The 13,326-nt window shown below is 61.1% G+C and carries 17 protein-coding genes; 4 read left to right on the forward strand and 13 right to left on the reverse strand.

Features of this window, described 5'->3' with window-relative positions:
- The first annotated feature begins 25 nt into the window (after positions 1–25).
- Entirely contained in the window at positions 26–709 is a 684-nt protein-coding gene (locus ACR0J5_RS09995) for a DUF1045 domain-containing protein (protein WP_480652831.1), read from the forward strand.
- Here ACR0J5_RS09995 and phnN read toward each other — a convergent pair.
- The 8 genes from phnN to phnG are packed head-to-tail and all read right to left on the reverse strand — an operon-like array spanning position 691 to position 5,960.
- Positions 691–1,239 carry a phosphonate metabolism protein/1,5-bisphosphokinase (PRPP-forming) PhnN gene (gene phnN, locus ACR0J5_RS10000; protein WP_480652833.1) on the reverse strand — a complete coding sequence of 183 codons (549 nt, stop codon included), beginning with the start codon at positions 1,237–1,239 and terminating at the stop codon, positions 691–693. The two genes, ACR0J5_RS09995 and phnN, sit on opposite strands and share 19 nt — an antisense overlap.
- Positions 1,236–1,919, reverse strand: a complete 684-nt coding sequence (phnL, locus tag ACR0J5_RS10005; protein WP_480652835.1) for a phosphonate C-P lyase system protein PhnL — start codon at positions 1,917–1,919, stop codon at positions 1,236–1,238. Before phnL ends, phnN begins: the two co-directional genes overlap by 4 nt.
- A gap of 26 nt (positions 1,920–1,945) precedes the next feature.
- Positions 1,946–2,716, reverse strand: a complete 771-nt coding sequence (phnK, locus tag ACR0J5_RS10010; RefSeq protein ID WP_480652837.1) for a phosphonate C-P lyase system protein PhnK — start codon at positions 2,714–2,716, stop codon at positions 1,946–1,948.
- Positions 2,713–3,573 carry an alpha-D-ribose 1-methylphosphonate 5-phosphate C-P-lyase PhnJ gene (locus ACR0J5_RS10015; RefSeq protein WP_480652839.1) on the reverse strand — a complete coding sequence of 287 codons (861 nt, stop codon included), beginning with the start codon at positions 3,571–3,573 and terminating at the stop codon, positions 2,713–2,715. Before ACR0J5_RS10015 ends, phnK begins: the two co-directional genes overlap by 4 nt.
- Positions 3,566–3,835, reverse strand: a complete 270-nt coding sequence (locus ACR0J5_RS10020; protein ID WP_480652841.1) for a hypothetical protein — start codon at positions 3,833–3,835, stop codon at positions 3,566–3,568. Before ACR0J5_RS10020 ends, ACR0J5_RS10015 begins: the two co-directional genes overlap by 8 nt.
- Positions 3,832–4,923 (reverse strand): carbon-phosphorus lyase complex subunit, encoded by a 1,092-nt coding sequence (locus ACR0J5_RS10025; protein WP_480652843.1) that lies wholly within the window; start codon positions 4,921–4,923, stop codon positions 3,832–3,834. The genes ACR0J5_RS10020 and ACR0J5_RS10025 overlap by 4 nt, the downstream gene beginning before the upstream one ends.
- Before the next feature lie 3 nt (positions 4,924–4,926).
- A complete protein-coding gene (gene phnH / locus ACR0J5_RS10030; protein WP_480652845.1) occupies positions 4,927–5,502 on the reverse strand; it encodes a phosphonate C-P lyase system protein PhnH in 576 nt (191 codons plus the stop codon).
- On the reverse strand, positions 5,502–5,960 hold the full coding sequence (gene phnG / locus ACR0J5_RS10035) for a phosphonate C-P lyase system protein PhnG (protein WP_480652848.1): 459 nt from the start codon (positions 5,958–5,960) through the stop codon (positions 5,502–5,504). The genes phnH and phnG overlap by 1 nt, the downstream gene beginning before the upstream one ends.
- A gap of 103 nt (positions 5,961–6,063) precedes the next feature.
- Here phnG and phnF point away from each other — a divergent pair, with 103 nt between their 5' ends.
- Positions 6,064–6,774: a phosphonate metabolism transcriptional regulator PhnF gene (gene phnF, locus ACR0J5_RS10040; RefSeq protein ID WP_480652850.1), complete on the forward strand. Its 711-nt coding sequence runs from the start codon at positions 6,064–6,066 to the stop codon at positions 6,772–6,774.
- A 163-nt stretch (positions 6,775–6,937) separates the two neighbouring features.
- On the opposite strand, the gene ACR0J5_RS10045 is transcribed toward phnF, so the two are convergent.
- The 5 genes from ACR0J5_RS10045 to phnC all read right to left on the reverse strand — a co-directional run bounded on the left by ACR0J5_RS10045 (position 6,938) and on the right by phnC (position 11,669).
- Positions 6,938–7,552, reverse strand: a complete 615-nt coding sequence (locus ACR0J5_RS10045; protein WP_480652852.1) for an LbetaH domain-containing protein — start codon at positions 7,550–7,552, stop codon at positions 6,938–6,940.
- A gap of 16 nt (positions 7,553–7,568) precedes the next feature.
- A complete protein-coding gene (gene phnE / locus ACR0J5_RS10050) occupies positions 7,569–8,936 on the reverse strand; it encodes a phosphonate ABC transporter, permease protein PhnE (protein WP_480652854.1) in 1,368 nt (455 codons plus the stop codon).
- Positions 8,933–9,814, reverse strand: coding sequence for a phosphonate ABC transporter, permease protein PhnE (gene phnE, locus ACR0J5_RS10055; RefSeq protein WP_480652856.1), 882 nt, complete (start codon positions 9,812–9,814; stop codon positions 8,933–8,935). The genes phnE (ACR0J5_RS10050) and phnE (ACR0J5_RS10055) overlap by 4 nt, the downstream gene beginning before the upstream one ends.
- Before the next feature lie 67 nt (positions 9,815–9,881).
- Positions 9,882–10,784 carry a phosphonate ABC transporter substrate-binding protein gene (gene phnD / locus ACR0J5_RS10060; RefSeq protein WP_480652858.1) on the reverse strand — a complete coding sequence of 301 codons (903 nt, stop codon included), beginning with the start codon at positions 10,782–10,784 and terminating at the stop codon, positions 9,882–9,884.
- 63 nt (positions 10,785–10,847) lie between these two features.
- A complete protein-coding gene (gene phnC, locus ACR0J5_RS10065; protein WP_480652860.1) occupies positions 10,848–11,669 on the reverse strand; it encodes a phosphonate ABC transporter ATP-binding protein in 822 nt (273 codons plus the stop codon).
- A 163-nt stretch (positions 11,670–11,832) separates the two neighbouring features.
- On the opposite strand from phnC, the gene rpe reads away from it, so the two are divergent.
- Together rpe and ACR0J5_RS10075 are read left to right on the forward strand one after the other, a co-directional pair.
- Positions 11,833–12,522 (forward strand): ribulose-phosphate 3-epimerase, encoded by a 690-nt coding sequence (gene rpe, locus ACR0J5_RS10070; protein WP_480652863.1) that lies wholly within the window; start codon positions 11,833–11,835, stop codon positions 12,520–12,522.
- 317 nt (positions 12,523–12,839) lie between these two features.
- On the forward strand, positions 12,840–13,181 hold the full coding sequence (locus tag ACR0J5_RS10075) for a RidA family protein (RefSeq protein ID WP_480652865.1): 342 nt from the start codon (positions 12,840–12,842) through the stop codon (positions 13,179–13,181).
- Positions 13,182–13,326 lie beyond the last annotated feature (145 nt).

The following is a 13,326-nucleotide window of genomic DNA, read 5'->3' on the forward strand; positions in this document are numbered from 1 at the left end:
GGTAGGCCACGCATAGGAGGCCAATGTGACATTCACGCGATACGCGATCTATTTTGCGCCACAGGCCAAGGCCGAATGGACCAAATTCGCAACCAGCTGGCTGGGTTGGGACATGGAAACCGGCGAAACGGTTGCGCATCCTGTGACCCCCGGCGTGGATGTGGCCGCCGTCACGCAGGTGCCGCGCAAATACGGGCTGCATGCGACGATGAAACCGCCCTTTCGCCTGAAGGCCGGGCAGTCGTTTGAGGCACTGACCGAGGCCTGCGCGCGGCTTGCGCAATCCCAGCCCCCGGTCACGCTGGACGGTTTGGAGATTGCCCGCCTTGGTCGGTTTCTGGCTTTGCGTCCCATTGGCGATGAGGCCGCGCTGAATGCGCTTGCCGCCGCCTGCGTGCGCGATCTGGACAGCTTTCGCGCCCCTGCCCCGCAGGCTGAATTGGACCGCCGCCGCGCCGCTGGTCTGTCGCCCGCGCATGAGGCCAATCTGGTGCGATGGGGCTATCCCTACGTGATGGACGCCTTCCGCTTTCACATCACGCTCAGCGGTAAGCTTGACAAATCGACGCTGGCCACGGTTCAGGACGCCCTGCAATCGCAGCTTGCCCCCTTGCTGCCCGCGCCATTTCACATCACCGATCTGGCCCTGATGGGCGAGGCCGAGGATGGTCGGTTTCACCTGATCCATCGCTACGCCCTCTCTGGCTGAAGCTGGGGCAGGATGGCGGCGATGGTCGCCTCCAGCGGGCCGGAATTGTCGATCTCGACCACGCGCGTCAAACCGTCGGGCAAAGGCGCGCTGGCCCGTGCCAGCCGCCGCGCCTGTTCCTGCGCGCATTCGCGGGCGCGCGATGACAGGCGCTGTGCCAAAACCTCGGCATCGGCGGTCAGCGAGATCACGATCAGATCACCAAACACCTCTTGCGCGCGCAACAGGACAGAACGGGACAAGTTCACCAGAACCCCATCCGACTGATGCCGCAGGTCGTTGATGTCCTTGGGTATGCCATAGAACAACCCATGCGCGGGCCAATGCAGGGCAAAGGCGTCTTCGTCCACCATCTGCTGAAACGCCGCGACGGAGACACGATCGAAATCCTCACCCTCTTCGCCCTCAGGCCGCGTGATCACCCGGCGCATCCGTTTGATACCCGGCGCGCGTGCCTCCAGCGCCTCCATCACGCTGTCCTTGCCAACACCCGAGGGACCAACCACCGCTATGACCGGCGCAAGGGTCATGCGGCCAGTCCGGGGGTAAAGTCAGAGACGTTGATCTCGCGGTCGCATACCCGGTCGCGCGCGCCGACATCGTGGAAAATACCCACAATCGCCGCTCCGCGCGCCTTGGCCTCTTCGATCAGCGACAGGACCGTTTCGCGGTTCTGCAAGTCCAGCGAGGCCGTGGGTTCATCCAGCAGCATCGCCGGGTAATCATGGGCAAACCCGCGCGCGATGTTGACCCGCTGCTGCTCGCCCCCTGAAAACGTCGTCGGGCTGAGCGACCAGAGCCGTTCGGGAATGTTCAGCCGCGCCAACAGCCCCGCCGCCTTGTCCAGCGCCGCCTGCCGGTCGTGGCCTATGGCCAGCAAGGGCTCGGCCACCACCTCCAGCGTCGGCACACGGGGCACCACCCGCAGGAACTGGCTGACATAGCCCAGCACCTCGCGGCGCAGGGCCAGAATCTCGCGCGGTTCGGCCTTTGCCACATCCAGACCGCCCACCAACACCTGCCCCGAGGCCGCAAGGTAGTTGCCGTAGATCACCCGCATCAGGGTCGACTTGCCCGCCCCCGACGCGCCGGTCAGAGCCACACATTCGCCAGGCGCCACCTGTAACGAGGCCCCCTGCATCACCGGAATCACCGCCCCGCCCTGATTGTGCAGGGTAAAGCTCTTGCTGACATCCTTGAGTTCAATCATCGCTTCTTCTCGTCCCAAATACGGAATCAAACCTGCAGAACACTGGACACCAGCAGCTGCGTATAGGCGTGTTGCGGATCGTCCAGCACCTGATCGGTCAGGCCCGTCTCAACCACATGGCCGTCCTTCATCACCATCAGCCGATCCGCCAACAGCCGCACCACGGCCAGATCATGGGTGACGATGATGGCGCTCAGCCCCATTTCGCGCACCAATCCACGCAGAAGGTCCAGCAGACGCGCCTGAACCGAGACATCCAGCCCGCCGGTCGGCTCATCCATGAACACCAGACGGGGACCCGTCACCAGATTGCGCGCGATCTGAAGGCGTTGCTGCATCCCGCCCGAAAAGGCGGTTGGACGGTCATCGACGCGGTTCGCTTCGATCTCGACGCGGCCCAACCAGTCGATGGCCTTGTCGCGGATGTCACCATAGTGGCGGTCGCCCACGGCCATCAGACGCTCGCCGATATTGCCGCCTGCACTGACCGACATGCGCAACCCGTCACGCGCATGCTGATGGACAAAGGCCCAGTCGGTGCGCCCGAGCATGCGGCGCTCAGGCTCGGACATGGTCACGGTATCCACCGGCCCATCCATGCGGGTGTCAAAAACCACGCGGCCCTGATCGGGTTCCAGATGCCCCGCCAGACAGTTCAGCAGCGTCGACTTGCCCGAGCCGCTTTCGCCGACGATACCCATCACCTCACCGGGATACAGATCAAAGCTGACCTCCGAACACCCGATCCGCGCACCATAGCGTTTTTCGATGCCCTCTACTTGCAACAACGGGGTCATGCTGCGTCCTCCTTGGCCAAACGCCCCTCATGCCCTGCAGCACGGCGCGACCGGCAGTAATCGGTGTCCGAGCAGACAAACATCCGGTTGCCTGCATCATCCATAATCACCTCATCCAGATAGCTGTCTTCGGCACCACACAGGTCACAGGGGTGATCCGCTTTCATCGCTTCAAACGGGTAATCCTCGAAATCGAGGCTGACCACACGGGTATGCGGCGGCACCGCATAGATGCGCTGTTCCCGCCCGGCCCCGAACAGTTGGATCGCGTCCATCTCAAGCTTGGGGTTGTCGAATTTCGGAATCGGGGACGGGTCCATCACATAGCGGTCCGACACTTTCACCGGATAGGAATACGAGGTCGCAATCGCGCCGTGCTGGCTGATGTCTTCGTACAGTTTCACATGCATCAGCCCATATTCCTCAAGGCTGTGCATCTTGCGGGTCTCGGTCTCGCGCGGTTCAAGAAAGCGCAGAGGTTCAGGGATCGGCACTTGATACACCAGAATCTGATCCTCGGTCAGCTTCGCCTCGGGGATGCGGTGGCGGGTCTGGATCACCGTGGCCTTTTCGGTTTCCTCGGTGGTCGCGACCCCGGCCGTGTTCTCAAAGAATTTGCGGATTGAGACCGCATTGGTCGTATCATCCGCGCCCTGATCGATCACTTTGAACGTGTCATCCGGCGTCAGCGTCGCGGCCGAGACCTGCACGCCCCCCGTGCCCCAGCCATAGGGCATCGGCATCTCACGGCTGGCAAAGGGCACCTGATAACCGGGCACCGCCAGCCCTTTCAGGATGGCCCGGCGGATCATCCTCTTGGTTTGTTCGTCCAAATATGCGAAATTATAGTCATTCATTTGATGTATCTTTTCGTTTTTTGGTGTTTTTATGGACGTATTGTTTATACCCGCGTTCTTTTTGGCCTTTTTGGTCTATCTCTTCAGACATATCCGCCACGCCGAGCATCGCCGTCGCGCCCAGCGCAGGGATCGGTACGGCATGTGGGAATCGGTTGGAGAGGCGCAGATGTGCTCTGAGCGCAACAAAGCGCCCGGCCATCAGGAACGGTGCAGCGCTGGCCGGGCCACCCGAATGGAACATTCGACCCACTGACATCATTCCGCAGCCTCCTGCGGAGTGATCCGCTCTTCGGCCTCACGGCGCAGTTTTCGAACCAGCTCCAGTTCGGACTGGAAATCCACGTAGTGGGGCAGTTTGATGTGTTCCAGAAACCCGGTCGCCTGAATGTTGTCGGCATGGCTGAGAACGAATTCCTCGTCCTGAGCCGGCGCACCCACATTGTCTTCGCCCAGCTCCGCCCAGCGCAGCGCGCGGTCTACCAGGGCAACCGAGATTGCTTTGCGTTCGTTCTGGCCAAAAACCAGACCATAGCCGCGCGTGAATTGGGGCGGCTCGGTCTTTGACCCTTTGAATTGGTTGACTGTCTCACATTCGGTCAGCTCGACCTCGCCAATATCGATGGCAAAACCCAGTTCGGGGATGTCCATTTCGACCGCGACCTTGCCGATCCGCAGCTCGCCCACGAAAGCGTGGTTGCGGGCATAGCCGCGCTGGGTGGAATAGGCCATGCCCAGCACAAACCCCTCATCCCCGCGGGTCAGCGATTGCAGGCGCAGGGGCCGGTTCGAGGGGAACTCCATTGGTTCGCGCGTCAGGTCGCCCGGCGTGTCATCGCTGGGGGCTTCGTCCTGAATGATCCCCTCGCCCTTAAGGAACTCCGCAATATGCGGGGTCGGCTCGCGGCGTGGAGTGGCCTCGGGCGCGGACGCAACCTCGCCTTCGGCGGCCAGTTTGAAGTCCAGCAGACGGTGGGTGTAGTCGAAGGTCGGCCCCAACACCTGCCCACCCGGCGCATCCTTGAACGTGGCCGAGACGCGGCGGTCGCAGGTCATGTCGCCGGTTTCAACCGGATTGGAATAACCAAACCGGGGCAAGGTCGTGCGATAGGCACGGATCAGAAAAATCGCCTCGATCAGATCGCCGCGCGCCTGTTTGATCGCCAGCGCGGCCAGATCGGGATCATAGAGCGACCCTTCGGCCATGACCCGGTTCACGGCCAGAGACAGCTGTTCCCGGATTTGCGCGATGCTCAGCTCGGCAATGTCGGTCGGGCCCCGGCGTTCCTCGGCCAGCCAGGCATGGGCGTTGTCGATGGCCTTTTCACCACCTTTGACAGCTACATACATCGCTTAGCCCTCTGCCTTGATCTGCGTGCTGCGCGGCAGGGCCGCAACCCTGTCGCCGCAGGTGAAAAAGAAATCACAGCCCAGAGGGTACAGCGCCGCATTGGCCTGTAGCGCCGGTATGTCCGGCAGCGACAGATGCGCGACCTCTTTGATACCCGGCCCGGACAGTTCGGCACCGGAGGGCTGCAACGTGTCACATTCGACGATCAATGTGGCGGACCGGTCGGGGTATTCCGGCGTCCCGACCAGGTACTGCGCCAGCGGGCCAAGCGCCTGCCATGTACCGACGGCAAAATCCGCCTGCGCCGCATCTGTAAGGGGCGCACCCGTGTGGAAGGTCAGCCATTGACGCACCGCGTCAGTATCCAGCTCACCCGCCAGATGCAGTTTCGTATCCGGGTCACACAGCGTCAGCAGCAACGTGCCAGCCGCCACCGACAAAGGTGCCGGAGGCTGGCTGCCGCTGATCGGCCGGATGTCGCCCGGACGTGCCATAACGGTCATCGCAGCACGAAACGCATGGGCGGCATCGATCGGTGCGTCGCTGAACCCGCCCGAGAATTGTGTTTGCGTGTTCACTAGTCCTCTCCCCGTACCAGCGTAAAGAACTCAACCTTGGTGGCTGCGGCCTTTGCGGCACGTTCTGACTGTGCCGCGTTCATCTGTTGATGCAGCGGAGTGATGACCTGCGCGCGCAATTCATTGGCGGCCTCGGTCTGCATCATCGCATCAATCAGCGCCGCCGCCTCAGCCTTGCGCTTGGACCGGCCCTGCACATAGCCGTGCCCAACCGTCCCGTCCTTCAGAACCACCGAACAGCGCGTGACGGTCATCTCACCCAGATTGAACGGCGCGCCGGTGGCACCTGCGCGGCCGCGTACCATCACGCCACCAGTTTCCGGGGCGCGCAGCCAGTCAAAGCCGGGCTGAGCTTTGACATCGCCCCACAGGTCCATCAACGCCTCTTCCGGGGCACGGGCCAACAGGCCCATCCATGCCTTGCGCGCGGCATGAGTATTATTTTGCTGATCCGCCATCGAAACCTCTTGGCCGGGTTGTCTACGTGAACTATACAACTAGACAAATAATACGACCCTCCACTGAGTCCCGCAATCCGGGATCGTGTGAAATTTTGATGACATGAGCAAAACACCCATTTGGAAAAGCATCGCGCTGAACCTGACATCGGACATTGCCGAAGGGCGCTATAACACCGGAGACCGCCTGCCGACCGAGGCGCAACTGGCCGCGCAGCATGGGGTGAACCGGCATACGGTACGGCGGGCGCTGGCGGATATGGCCGAACAGGGGCTGGTACATGCCCGGCGCGGCGCGGGCGTGTTTGTCGCCGCGCGGCCCACCGACTACCCGATTGGCAAACGGGTCAGGTACCACAAGAGCATCTCGGCCAGCGGCAAGATACCGGGCAAACAGATCCTGTCCCTGACGACCCGCGTCGCGGATGAGACTGAGGCTGAGGCTTTGGACCTCGCACCCGGCGACGAAGTGCACATCTATGACGGGCTGTCTTTGGCTGACGGCCAGCCCATCGCCCTGTTCCAGAGCATTTTCCCGGCAGACCGGCTGCCCAATATCCTGGAAGCTGTGCAAGACACCCAATCGGTGACCAAAGCGCTGCAGCGATGCGGCGTCGGAGACTATACGCGGGTATCGACCCGCCTGACCGCACGCGCCGCAACGGCGACGCAGGCCCTGCACCTGCGCCTTCCCGAGGGCGCACCGATTCTGTTCTCAGCCGGTGTAAACGCCGATCTGTCCGGCGTCCCTGTTGAATACGGGCGAACGGCTTTTGCCGGGGAACGCGTCACCCTGACGTTGCACGACGACTAAGCCCGTTGCCCTCCCGCCCGTCTTCACCCTCCTTGCGGAGGGCTCATCCCGTTGGGCGGAGCGCTGCGCTTTGCGCGGCGCCGGGCCCAAAGCCGCCAAGGGGGATCGGCGAAGCCGATGGTCCTGCGGGTGCGGGAGCCCCTCGGGACAGGGCACAGAGGGGCTATTCGTATTTTTCCAGAAAAGCTTCGGCGCTGAGGGTGCGGAAATCTGGCAGTGCCGCGCGCAGGCGTGCATTATCCCAATCCCACCACGCCATGGCCAGCATTCGATCCGAAGTGTGCAAGGGAAACCGGCGACGGATCGGTTTGGCAGTTACCCCACCAACAATCGTGTAGGGATCGACATCCTTGGTCACAACCGCGCCCGATGCCACCACCGCACCGTGGCCAATCGTGACCTCGGGCTTGATGATCGCCGCATGTCCGATCCAGGTATCATGGCCAATTACAGCAACGCGGCTGGCGCGGTGGGCGAACCATTCTGGATCGTCCTCAGCGTCATCCCAGTAATCCGCCGACCGGTACAGGAAATGGTGCTGCGACGCTTTCTCCATCGGATGATCCGTCGCACCTATCCGCGTGAAGCTGGCGATATTGGCGAATTTTCCGATCCGGGCATTGGCAATATCGCAGGTCCGGTCGCAATAGGAGTAATCCCCCCACTCGGAATTGGCGATGCGGCTGCCTGCGCCGATCTCGACATATTCCCCGAAACTGCTGTTCGTGACCTTGCAATCAGGGTGAATGAACGGGTGATCCGGGCGCAGGCGTGCCATCGTCTGTGATCCCAACTCAACCCTGCGACTGCAGCTTGGCTTTGGCCCGGCGCGGTTTGCGCTTGGCCCCGGCCTCGCCCTGAATCAGGCGCTTGCGCAGCCAGCCCGAGAACCAATCCATCAGCATCACCATCAGGATGATCAGGACGATGTAGTAAGCCACCTCTTCCCAGTCTTTCTGCGTGATGATCGCCTGCGTCAGCAACAGACCGATCCCGCCGCCCGTGATCGCGCCAATCACCGTGGCGCTACGGGTGTTGGATTCGAGGAAGTACAAAAGTTGGCTCAATAGAACCGGCGTCACCTGCGGGATCACACCAAAGCGATAGCGTTGCGGCGCGTTGGCCCCGGTGGACTGGACGCCTTCGATCTGCTTGTTGTCCACATTCTCCAGCGCTTCAGAGAAGATTTTGCCGAACGTGCCGGTATCCGTCACCAGAATGGCCAGCGCACCGGTCAGCGGGCCGGGGCCAAAGGCGCGAGCCAGAACCACGGTCCAGATCAGCGCATCCACACCGCGCACAAAGTCAAATACACGGCGGGTGGCAAAGCGCACCGAACGCAGCGGGTTGAAATTGCGCGTCGCCAGAAAGGCCATCGGCAAGGCCACCATCGCCGCACCCAGAGTGCCCAGGAAGGCCATCAGGATGGTCTCGAAAATGGCCCAGGCCACATCCTGATGCCGCCACATCTTGTTGGTCCAAAAATCGTTCAGGATCGCGCCTGTCTCACCATTTGCGGCCAGACCGACAAGCTGCGGGAAGGATTTGCCGTAATACGGGCTGTCGAGGGTGAAGAAGAACAGCTCCCACCCGGTGAAATACCGGAACACTTCGGAACGGTTGCGGGTCACGGTCAGACGGCCCGCATCGGTTTTGATCGCCAGACGGTTTTTCGACAGGTTGATCCAATCCGGCACGTCGCCCGCAGGCAGTTCCGCCTGCACACCAGCTGAACGGCTCGGAGTCGCGCGGACAGTGCCATAGCCGGGGATGTCATATTCCACCGTCTCGGGACCAAAGCGCACGACATGGCCGTCCTCAAGATCGATCACGGTGGTTTCGCCCAGTGTGACCCAATCAGGGGCCGTGCCTTCGGGATAAGCACCCTTGCGCTCGCCCTCAATTGCCGCTGTGATTTCGCCGGACCGGTTGTCACGTTCGACATGCGTTTTGTAGCTGTAGCTGTCCGAGACAAGCGTCTTGCCGTTTTCCCAATTCGCTCGCGCGGCCAGACCCGACACGTCGAAGGCAACGAACACATAGGCCAGATAGACCAGCACCAGCGCGGGCAGGCTGAAATTCACAAGGCGTTTGCGGCTGAACAGGTGATCTGCCTCGGACTTGAGCTGATCGACGGTCAGATTGGTTGCGAAGGTGCTCATGCCGAGGCTCCTTTTTCCGACCCGTGGGCCAGACGGTCGCGCAGGTAGCCAGAGATCTGGTCCACGACGACGATAGTAACGAAAAGAAGGATGAAAATGGCCGCGGCCTCATCATAACGCCCCTGCCCCCAGGACATGGCGTTGCGCAATTCGTACCCCAGACCGCCTGCGCCGACGAAGCCCAGAATGGCCGAGGCGCGGATGTTGATCTCGAACCGCAGCAGGGCATAGCTGACATAGTTCGGCCCGACCTGCGGGATCACCCCCAGATACATGCGCTGAGACCAGTTTGCCCCGACCGAGGCCAACCCCTCAACCGGTTTGAGCGAGGCGTTTTCGTTCACCTCGGAAAACAGTTTGCCCAGCGCGCCAGCCGTATGGATGGCGATGGCGATCATCGCAGGCACCGGGCCACCGCCCAGAACAAAGATCAAAACCAGCGCGATGACGATCTCAGGAATTGCCCGGAACACGTCCGAAATCCGCCGGAACAGCGGGATCATCGACGGCCAATAGGCCATGCCCCGGGTCGACATCAGCGCCAGAAACGTACCCAGGATCGTGCCCAAAAGGGTCGAGGCGGCGGCGATGTTCAGGGTTTCCACCAGCGCCGGAAAGAACTCGACCAGATTGGCGGGCATCTCGGCGATTTTTTCCCAAGCCTCGGACAGAACCTCGGCCGGGTAGTCCAGAATCCGGTGCCAGCCGTCGATGAAACTGCCGGCGTTGCGGCTGTCGGCTGTTCGGAACCCTGCGGCCATCATGGCCACGAACAGGATCAGAAGGATACCACCATAGACCCTCTTGCGTCGCGCCATCGCGGTATAGTCGTCGCGGATCTGATCGACGGTCGGGGACCCAGCAGTCAGGTCTGTCATGGAATGCTCCTGAGTGGAAAAACGGGGCCCAGCTGTGCGCCGGACCCCGCGTATTGGATATGCAGGCTTAGTTGGACTTCAGCTTGCGTGCTTCGATGATGATTTTGTAGGCGTCATGGGTGATCGGATCAAAGCTCTTGGCTTCGCCCGCTGCCACACCGTAGAAACAATCGCGGTCTTTTTCCGACAGCGTGTCCCACAGCTCGGTCACTTTGGCTTTGACGTCGGCAGGCAGTGCCTTGCGGACAACAACGGGGCCTTCCGGGATCGGCTCGGATTTCCAGATCTGGACCAGATCGTTCATGTCCACCAGACCCGCGTCAACGGCGCGGCGCAGAGCACCCGACTGATAGCCGTCTTCCCATTCGCCCAGACCGTCGGCCCAGGTCACACCGCCGTCAACGTCGCCATTGTTCACGGCAACGATGGTCTGTTCGTGACCGCCGGTGAATTTCACTTCACCGAAATAGTCGCCCGATTCCATGGTAGCGCCGGTGGCCGCAGGGATTTCGATCGACGGGATCAGGTAGCCCGAGGTCGAGTTCGGATCGCCAAAGCCAAAGGCTTTGCCCTTCATGTCTTCCAGCGAGGTGATACCGCTGTCCTTACGGGCAAATCCGATCGAGTGATAGCCGTAGCCGCCATCGGTGTTGACCTTGACCAGAACCGGCTCAACCGCTTCGGGGTCGGACAGGTAGGTTTTCGCGTAGCCCGACGCGCCCAGCCAGGCCACGTCGATGGTGCCGCCCAGCAGGCCCTGGATCACACCGTTATAGTCGGCGGGGGCAAACAGCTTGGCCGGAACGCCCAGTGCCTCTTCGGTGTAAACGCGCAGGCATTCATTGTTGTTCAGACGGTCCTGAGCGTTCTCACCGCCCAGAATGCCGATGCGCAGCTCGGTGATGTCCTGAGCCATTGCAGGTGCGGCCATGGCAGTGGTCGCAACAAGGGCAGCCATAAGTTTTTTCATCTGTCTCTCTCCAGTTTGATGCACCGGCCTTTCATCGGCCGGTCGATGAAAGGGGGGGTGGGCCTAGATGGTCGCTTCGGCTTCCATCAGGGCTTTCTGGGTGGCATCCAGCGTCTCGATCTCGGTCGAGGTCGCCTCTTCCGAGAAGCTGTCATCGGCGCCATAGATCTCACGCGCGACACCGGTGGTCAGTTGCTCGGGCAGGCCGTCGAACATGATGCGGCCATCGCGCATACCGACCACGCGGTCGCAATAGCGACGCGCGGTGTCCAGCGTGTGCAGGTTTGCAATGACCGTTCGGCCATCCTCTTCGTGGATACGGCGCAGGGCCTGCATCACGACCTGAGCGTTCATCGGGTCAAGCGAGGCGATGGGTTCATCCGCCAGAATGATGCTGGGATCCTGCATCAGCGCCCGCGCGATGGCGACCCGCTGCTGCTGTCCGCCCGACAGGGCCTCGGCCCGTTTGGGGGCATGTTCGGCAATGCCCAGACGGTCCAGAATGTCGATGGCACGGTGAATTTCGTCCATCGGGAACAGGTTGAACATGGTGGCCAGTGTCGAATGGCGGTTCAGCGTGCCGTGCAGCACGTTCGATACCACATCCATGCGCGGTACCAGATTGAACTGCTGAAAGATCATGGCGCAATCGGCCTGCCAGGCGCGTTTGTCCCGGCCTTTCAGCCTGGTGACATCCTTGCCGTGGAACAGAATCTCGCCTTCGCTGGCATCGGTCAGACGGTTGATCATCCGCAGCAGGGTCGACTTGCCCGCGCCCGAGCGGCCAATGATCCCGATCATGCAGGGCTTGTCCACATCCAGCGTGGCCCGGTCCACGGCAATATTGTCGCCAAAGCGCTTGGTCAGTTTTTCGATACGCAGCACGTGCCACCCCCAATTCATGTTGGCGGTCAGCTACAGACAGCGTTCAACAGCTTTGTGTAAGTGCCGTGAAAGTTTTGTAACGGCGCCCGACGCCGGGGGGCTACCCTTTGCGGGGCGGCGGCGGTATACGCGACGGCGACTCTTCTGCTGACATGAGGCCGCCATGAGCTTTGACCGCACCATCAAGATCGCCCCGTCGATCCTGTCCGCCGATTTCGCCAATTTCGGAGCCGAGATTCAGGCCATCGAAGCCCAGGGCGCCGATTGGGTCCATGTGGACGTAATGGACGGCCATTTCGTCCCGAACCTGACCTTTGGCCCCCCCGCCGTCAAAGCGTTCCGCCCGCATGTCAATACGGTGATGGATGTGCACCTGATGATCACTCCGGTCGATCCCTACATTCAGGCCTACGCTGATGCAGGGGCCGACATCCTGACCGCCCATATCGAGGCCGGACCCCACACCCACCGCACCCTGCAAGCCATTCGCGCCGCCGGGATGAAGGCGGGTGTTGCCCTGAACCCCGGCACCCCGGCCGAGGCGGTTGAACATCTGCTGGACCTGGCCGATCTGGTCTGCGTGATGACCGTGAACCCCGGCTTTGGAGGGCAGAAATTCATCGACCTGACCGACAAGGTCCGCAAGCTGCGCCAGATGATCGGCGATCGCCCGGTGCATATCGAGATTGACGGCGGCGTTGATCCGCAAACAGCGCCCTTGGTTGCAGCGGCAGGTGCCGACGTTCTGGTCGCAGGGTCGGCTGTGTTCAAAGGTGGGTCCGTCGAGAACCCGGACGTCTACGGCAACAACATCCGGGCTGTTCGTGCAGCGGCAGAGGGCGCGTTGTCCTGAAACAATGGACTTGAGTAAACTTGGATGGCGGGGACTCCCCGCCATTTTTGTTAGAGCCATACGCATACGAATTGGGCATGGCGGTCTCTGTTCGATCAGCAGAGAACATGGCCAGACGCGTCATACCAAAGGGCAACACTGCGAATAGGTCGTGCGGTTTGGCTGATGTCTCCAACCGCATGCAACGTGGTTTGCGGTCATGATAGAGAATCGTCAATTCAGTTTTGCTGAAATCCAGTCAAATAGAATACATTTGCCAAGTTCGGCCTCTTGTGACCATGAACAAGCGCCTAACCTACCAACGAAGAGTATATCCAATGATTGAACGCATCGAAACAGGCGAGCGGTCGTCCAAGATCGTCAAGCACAACGGCGTTGCCTATCTTACAGGACAGGTCGCCGAAGGCGAAACGATCCAAGAACAGGTTCGGATTTGCCTGGAGAAAATCGATACCCTGCTGGAAAAAGCCGGTTCTTCACGCGAAAAAATGCTGCGCGTAACGATCTGGCTGGCTGATATGAGCGATTTTGCCGGATTGAACGAAGTATGGAATGCGTGGGTTCCTGCTGGACACACGCCGGCACGCGCGTGTGGTGAAGCCAAATTGGCCCGCCCCGAGCTGAAAGTAGAGTTTATCGTGGATGCTGCGTACGACTAGTCGCTACATTCCTCGCCGCAATGCTTTGATGCCACGAACACCTGCACGAAAAAGGCCGCCCCTGTTTGGGACGGCCTTCTTTGAGTCAACGGTTGGGTCCGAGATTATTCGACGAATAATCTCCGCACCCTCGCGCCTTACTCGA

It is taken from the genome of Ruegeria sp. BE1, assembly GCF_056538885.1.

What these genes read in the sequence shown, in the direction of transcription:
- phnL (WP_480652835.1), bottom strand. Translation starts at nt 1,919, where the DNA reads ATGATTGAACTCAAGGATGTCAGCAAGAGCTTTACCCTGCACAATCAG.
- phnD (WP_480652858.1), bottom strand. Translation starts at nt 10,784, where the DNA reads ATGAAAAAACTTATGGCTGCCCTTGTTGCGACCACTGCCATGGCCGCA.
- phnE (WP_480652856.1), bottom strand. Translation starts at nt 9,814, where the DNA reads ATGACAGACCTGACTGCTGGGTCCCCGACCGTCGATCAGATCCGCGAC.
- ACR0J5_RS10045 (WP_480652852.1), bottom strand. Translation starts at nt 7,552, where the DNA reads ATGGCACGCCTGCGCCCGGATCACCCGTTCATTCACCCTGATTGCAAG.
- ACR0J5_RS10075 (WP_480652865.1), top strand. Translation starts at nt 12,840, where the DNA reads ATGATTGAACGCATCGAAACAGGCGAGCGGTCGTCCAAGATCGTCAAG.
- phnF (WP_480652850.1), top strand. Translation starts at nt 6,064, where the DNA reads ATGAGCAAAACACCCATTTGGAAAAGCATCGCGCTGAACCTGACATCG.
- phnN (WP_480652833.1), bottom strand. Translation starts at nt 1,239, where the DNA reads ATGACCCTTGCGCCGGTCATAGCGGTGGTTGGTCCCTCGGGTGTTGGC.
- phnK (WP_480652837.1), bottom strand. Translation starts at nt 2,716, where the DNA reads ATGACCCCGTTGTTGCAAGTAGAGGGCATCGAAAAACGCTATGGTGCG.
- ACR0J5_RS10025 (WP_480652843.1), bottom strand. Translation starts at nt 4,923, where the DNA reads ATGTATGTAGCTGTCAAAGGTGGTGAAAAGGCCATCGACAACGCCCAT.
- rpe (WP_480652863.1), top strand. Translation starts at nt 11,833, where the DNA reads ATGAGCTTTGACCGCACCATCAAGATCGCCCCGTCGATCCTGTCCGCC.
- phnG (WP_480652848.1), bottom strand. Translation starts at nt 5,960, where the DNA reads ATGGCGGATCAGCAAAATAATACTCATGCCGCGCGCAAGGCATGGATG.
- phnE (WP_480652854.1), bottom strand. Translation starts at nt 8,936, where the DNA reads ATGAGCACCTTCGCAACCAATCTGACCGTCGATCAGCTCAAGTCCGAG.
- ACR0J5_RS10015 (WP_480652839.1), bottom strand. Translation starts at nt 3,573, where the DNA reads ATGAATGACTATAATTTCGCATATTTGGACGAACAAACCAAGAGGATG.
- ACR0J5_RS10020 (WP_480652841.1), bottom strand. Translation starts at nt 3,835, where the DNA reads ATGATGTCAGTGGGTCGAATGTTCCATTCGGGTGGCCCGGCCAGCGCT.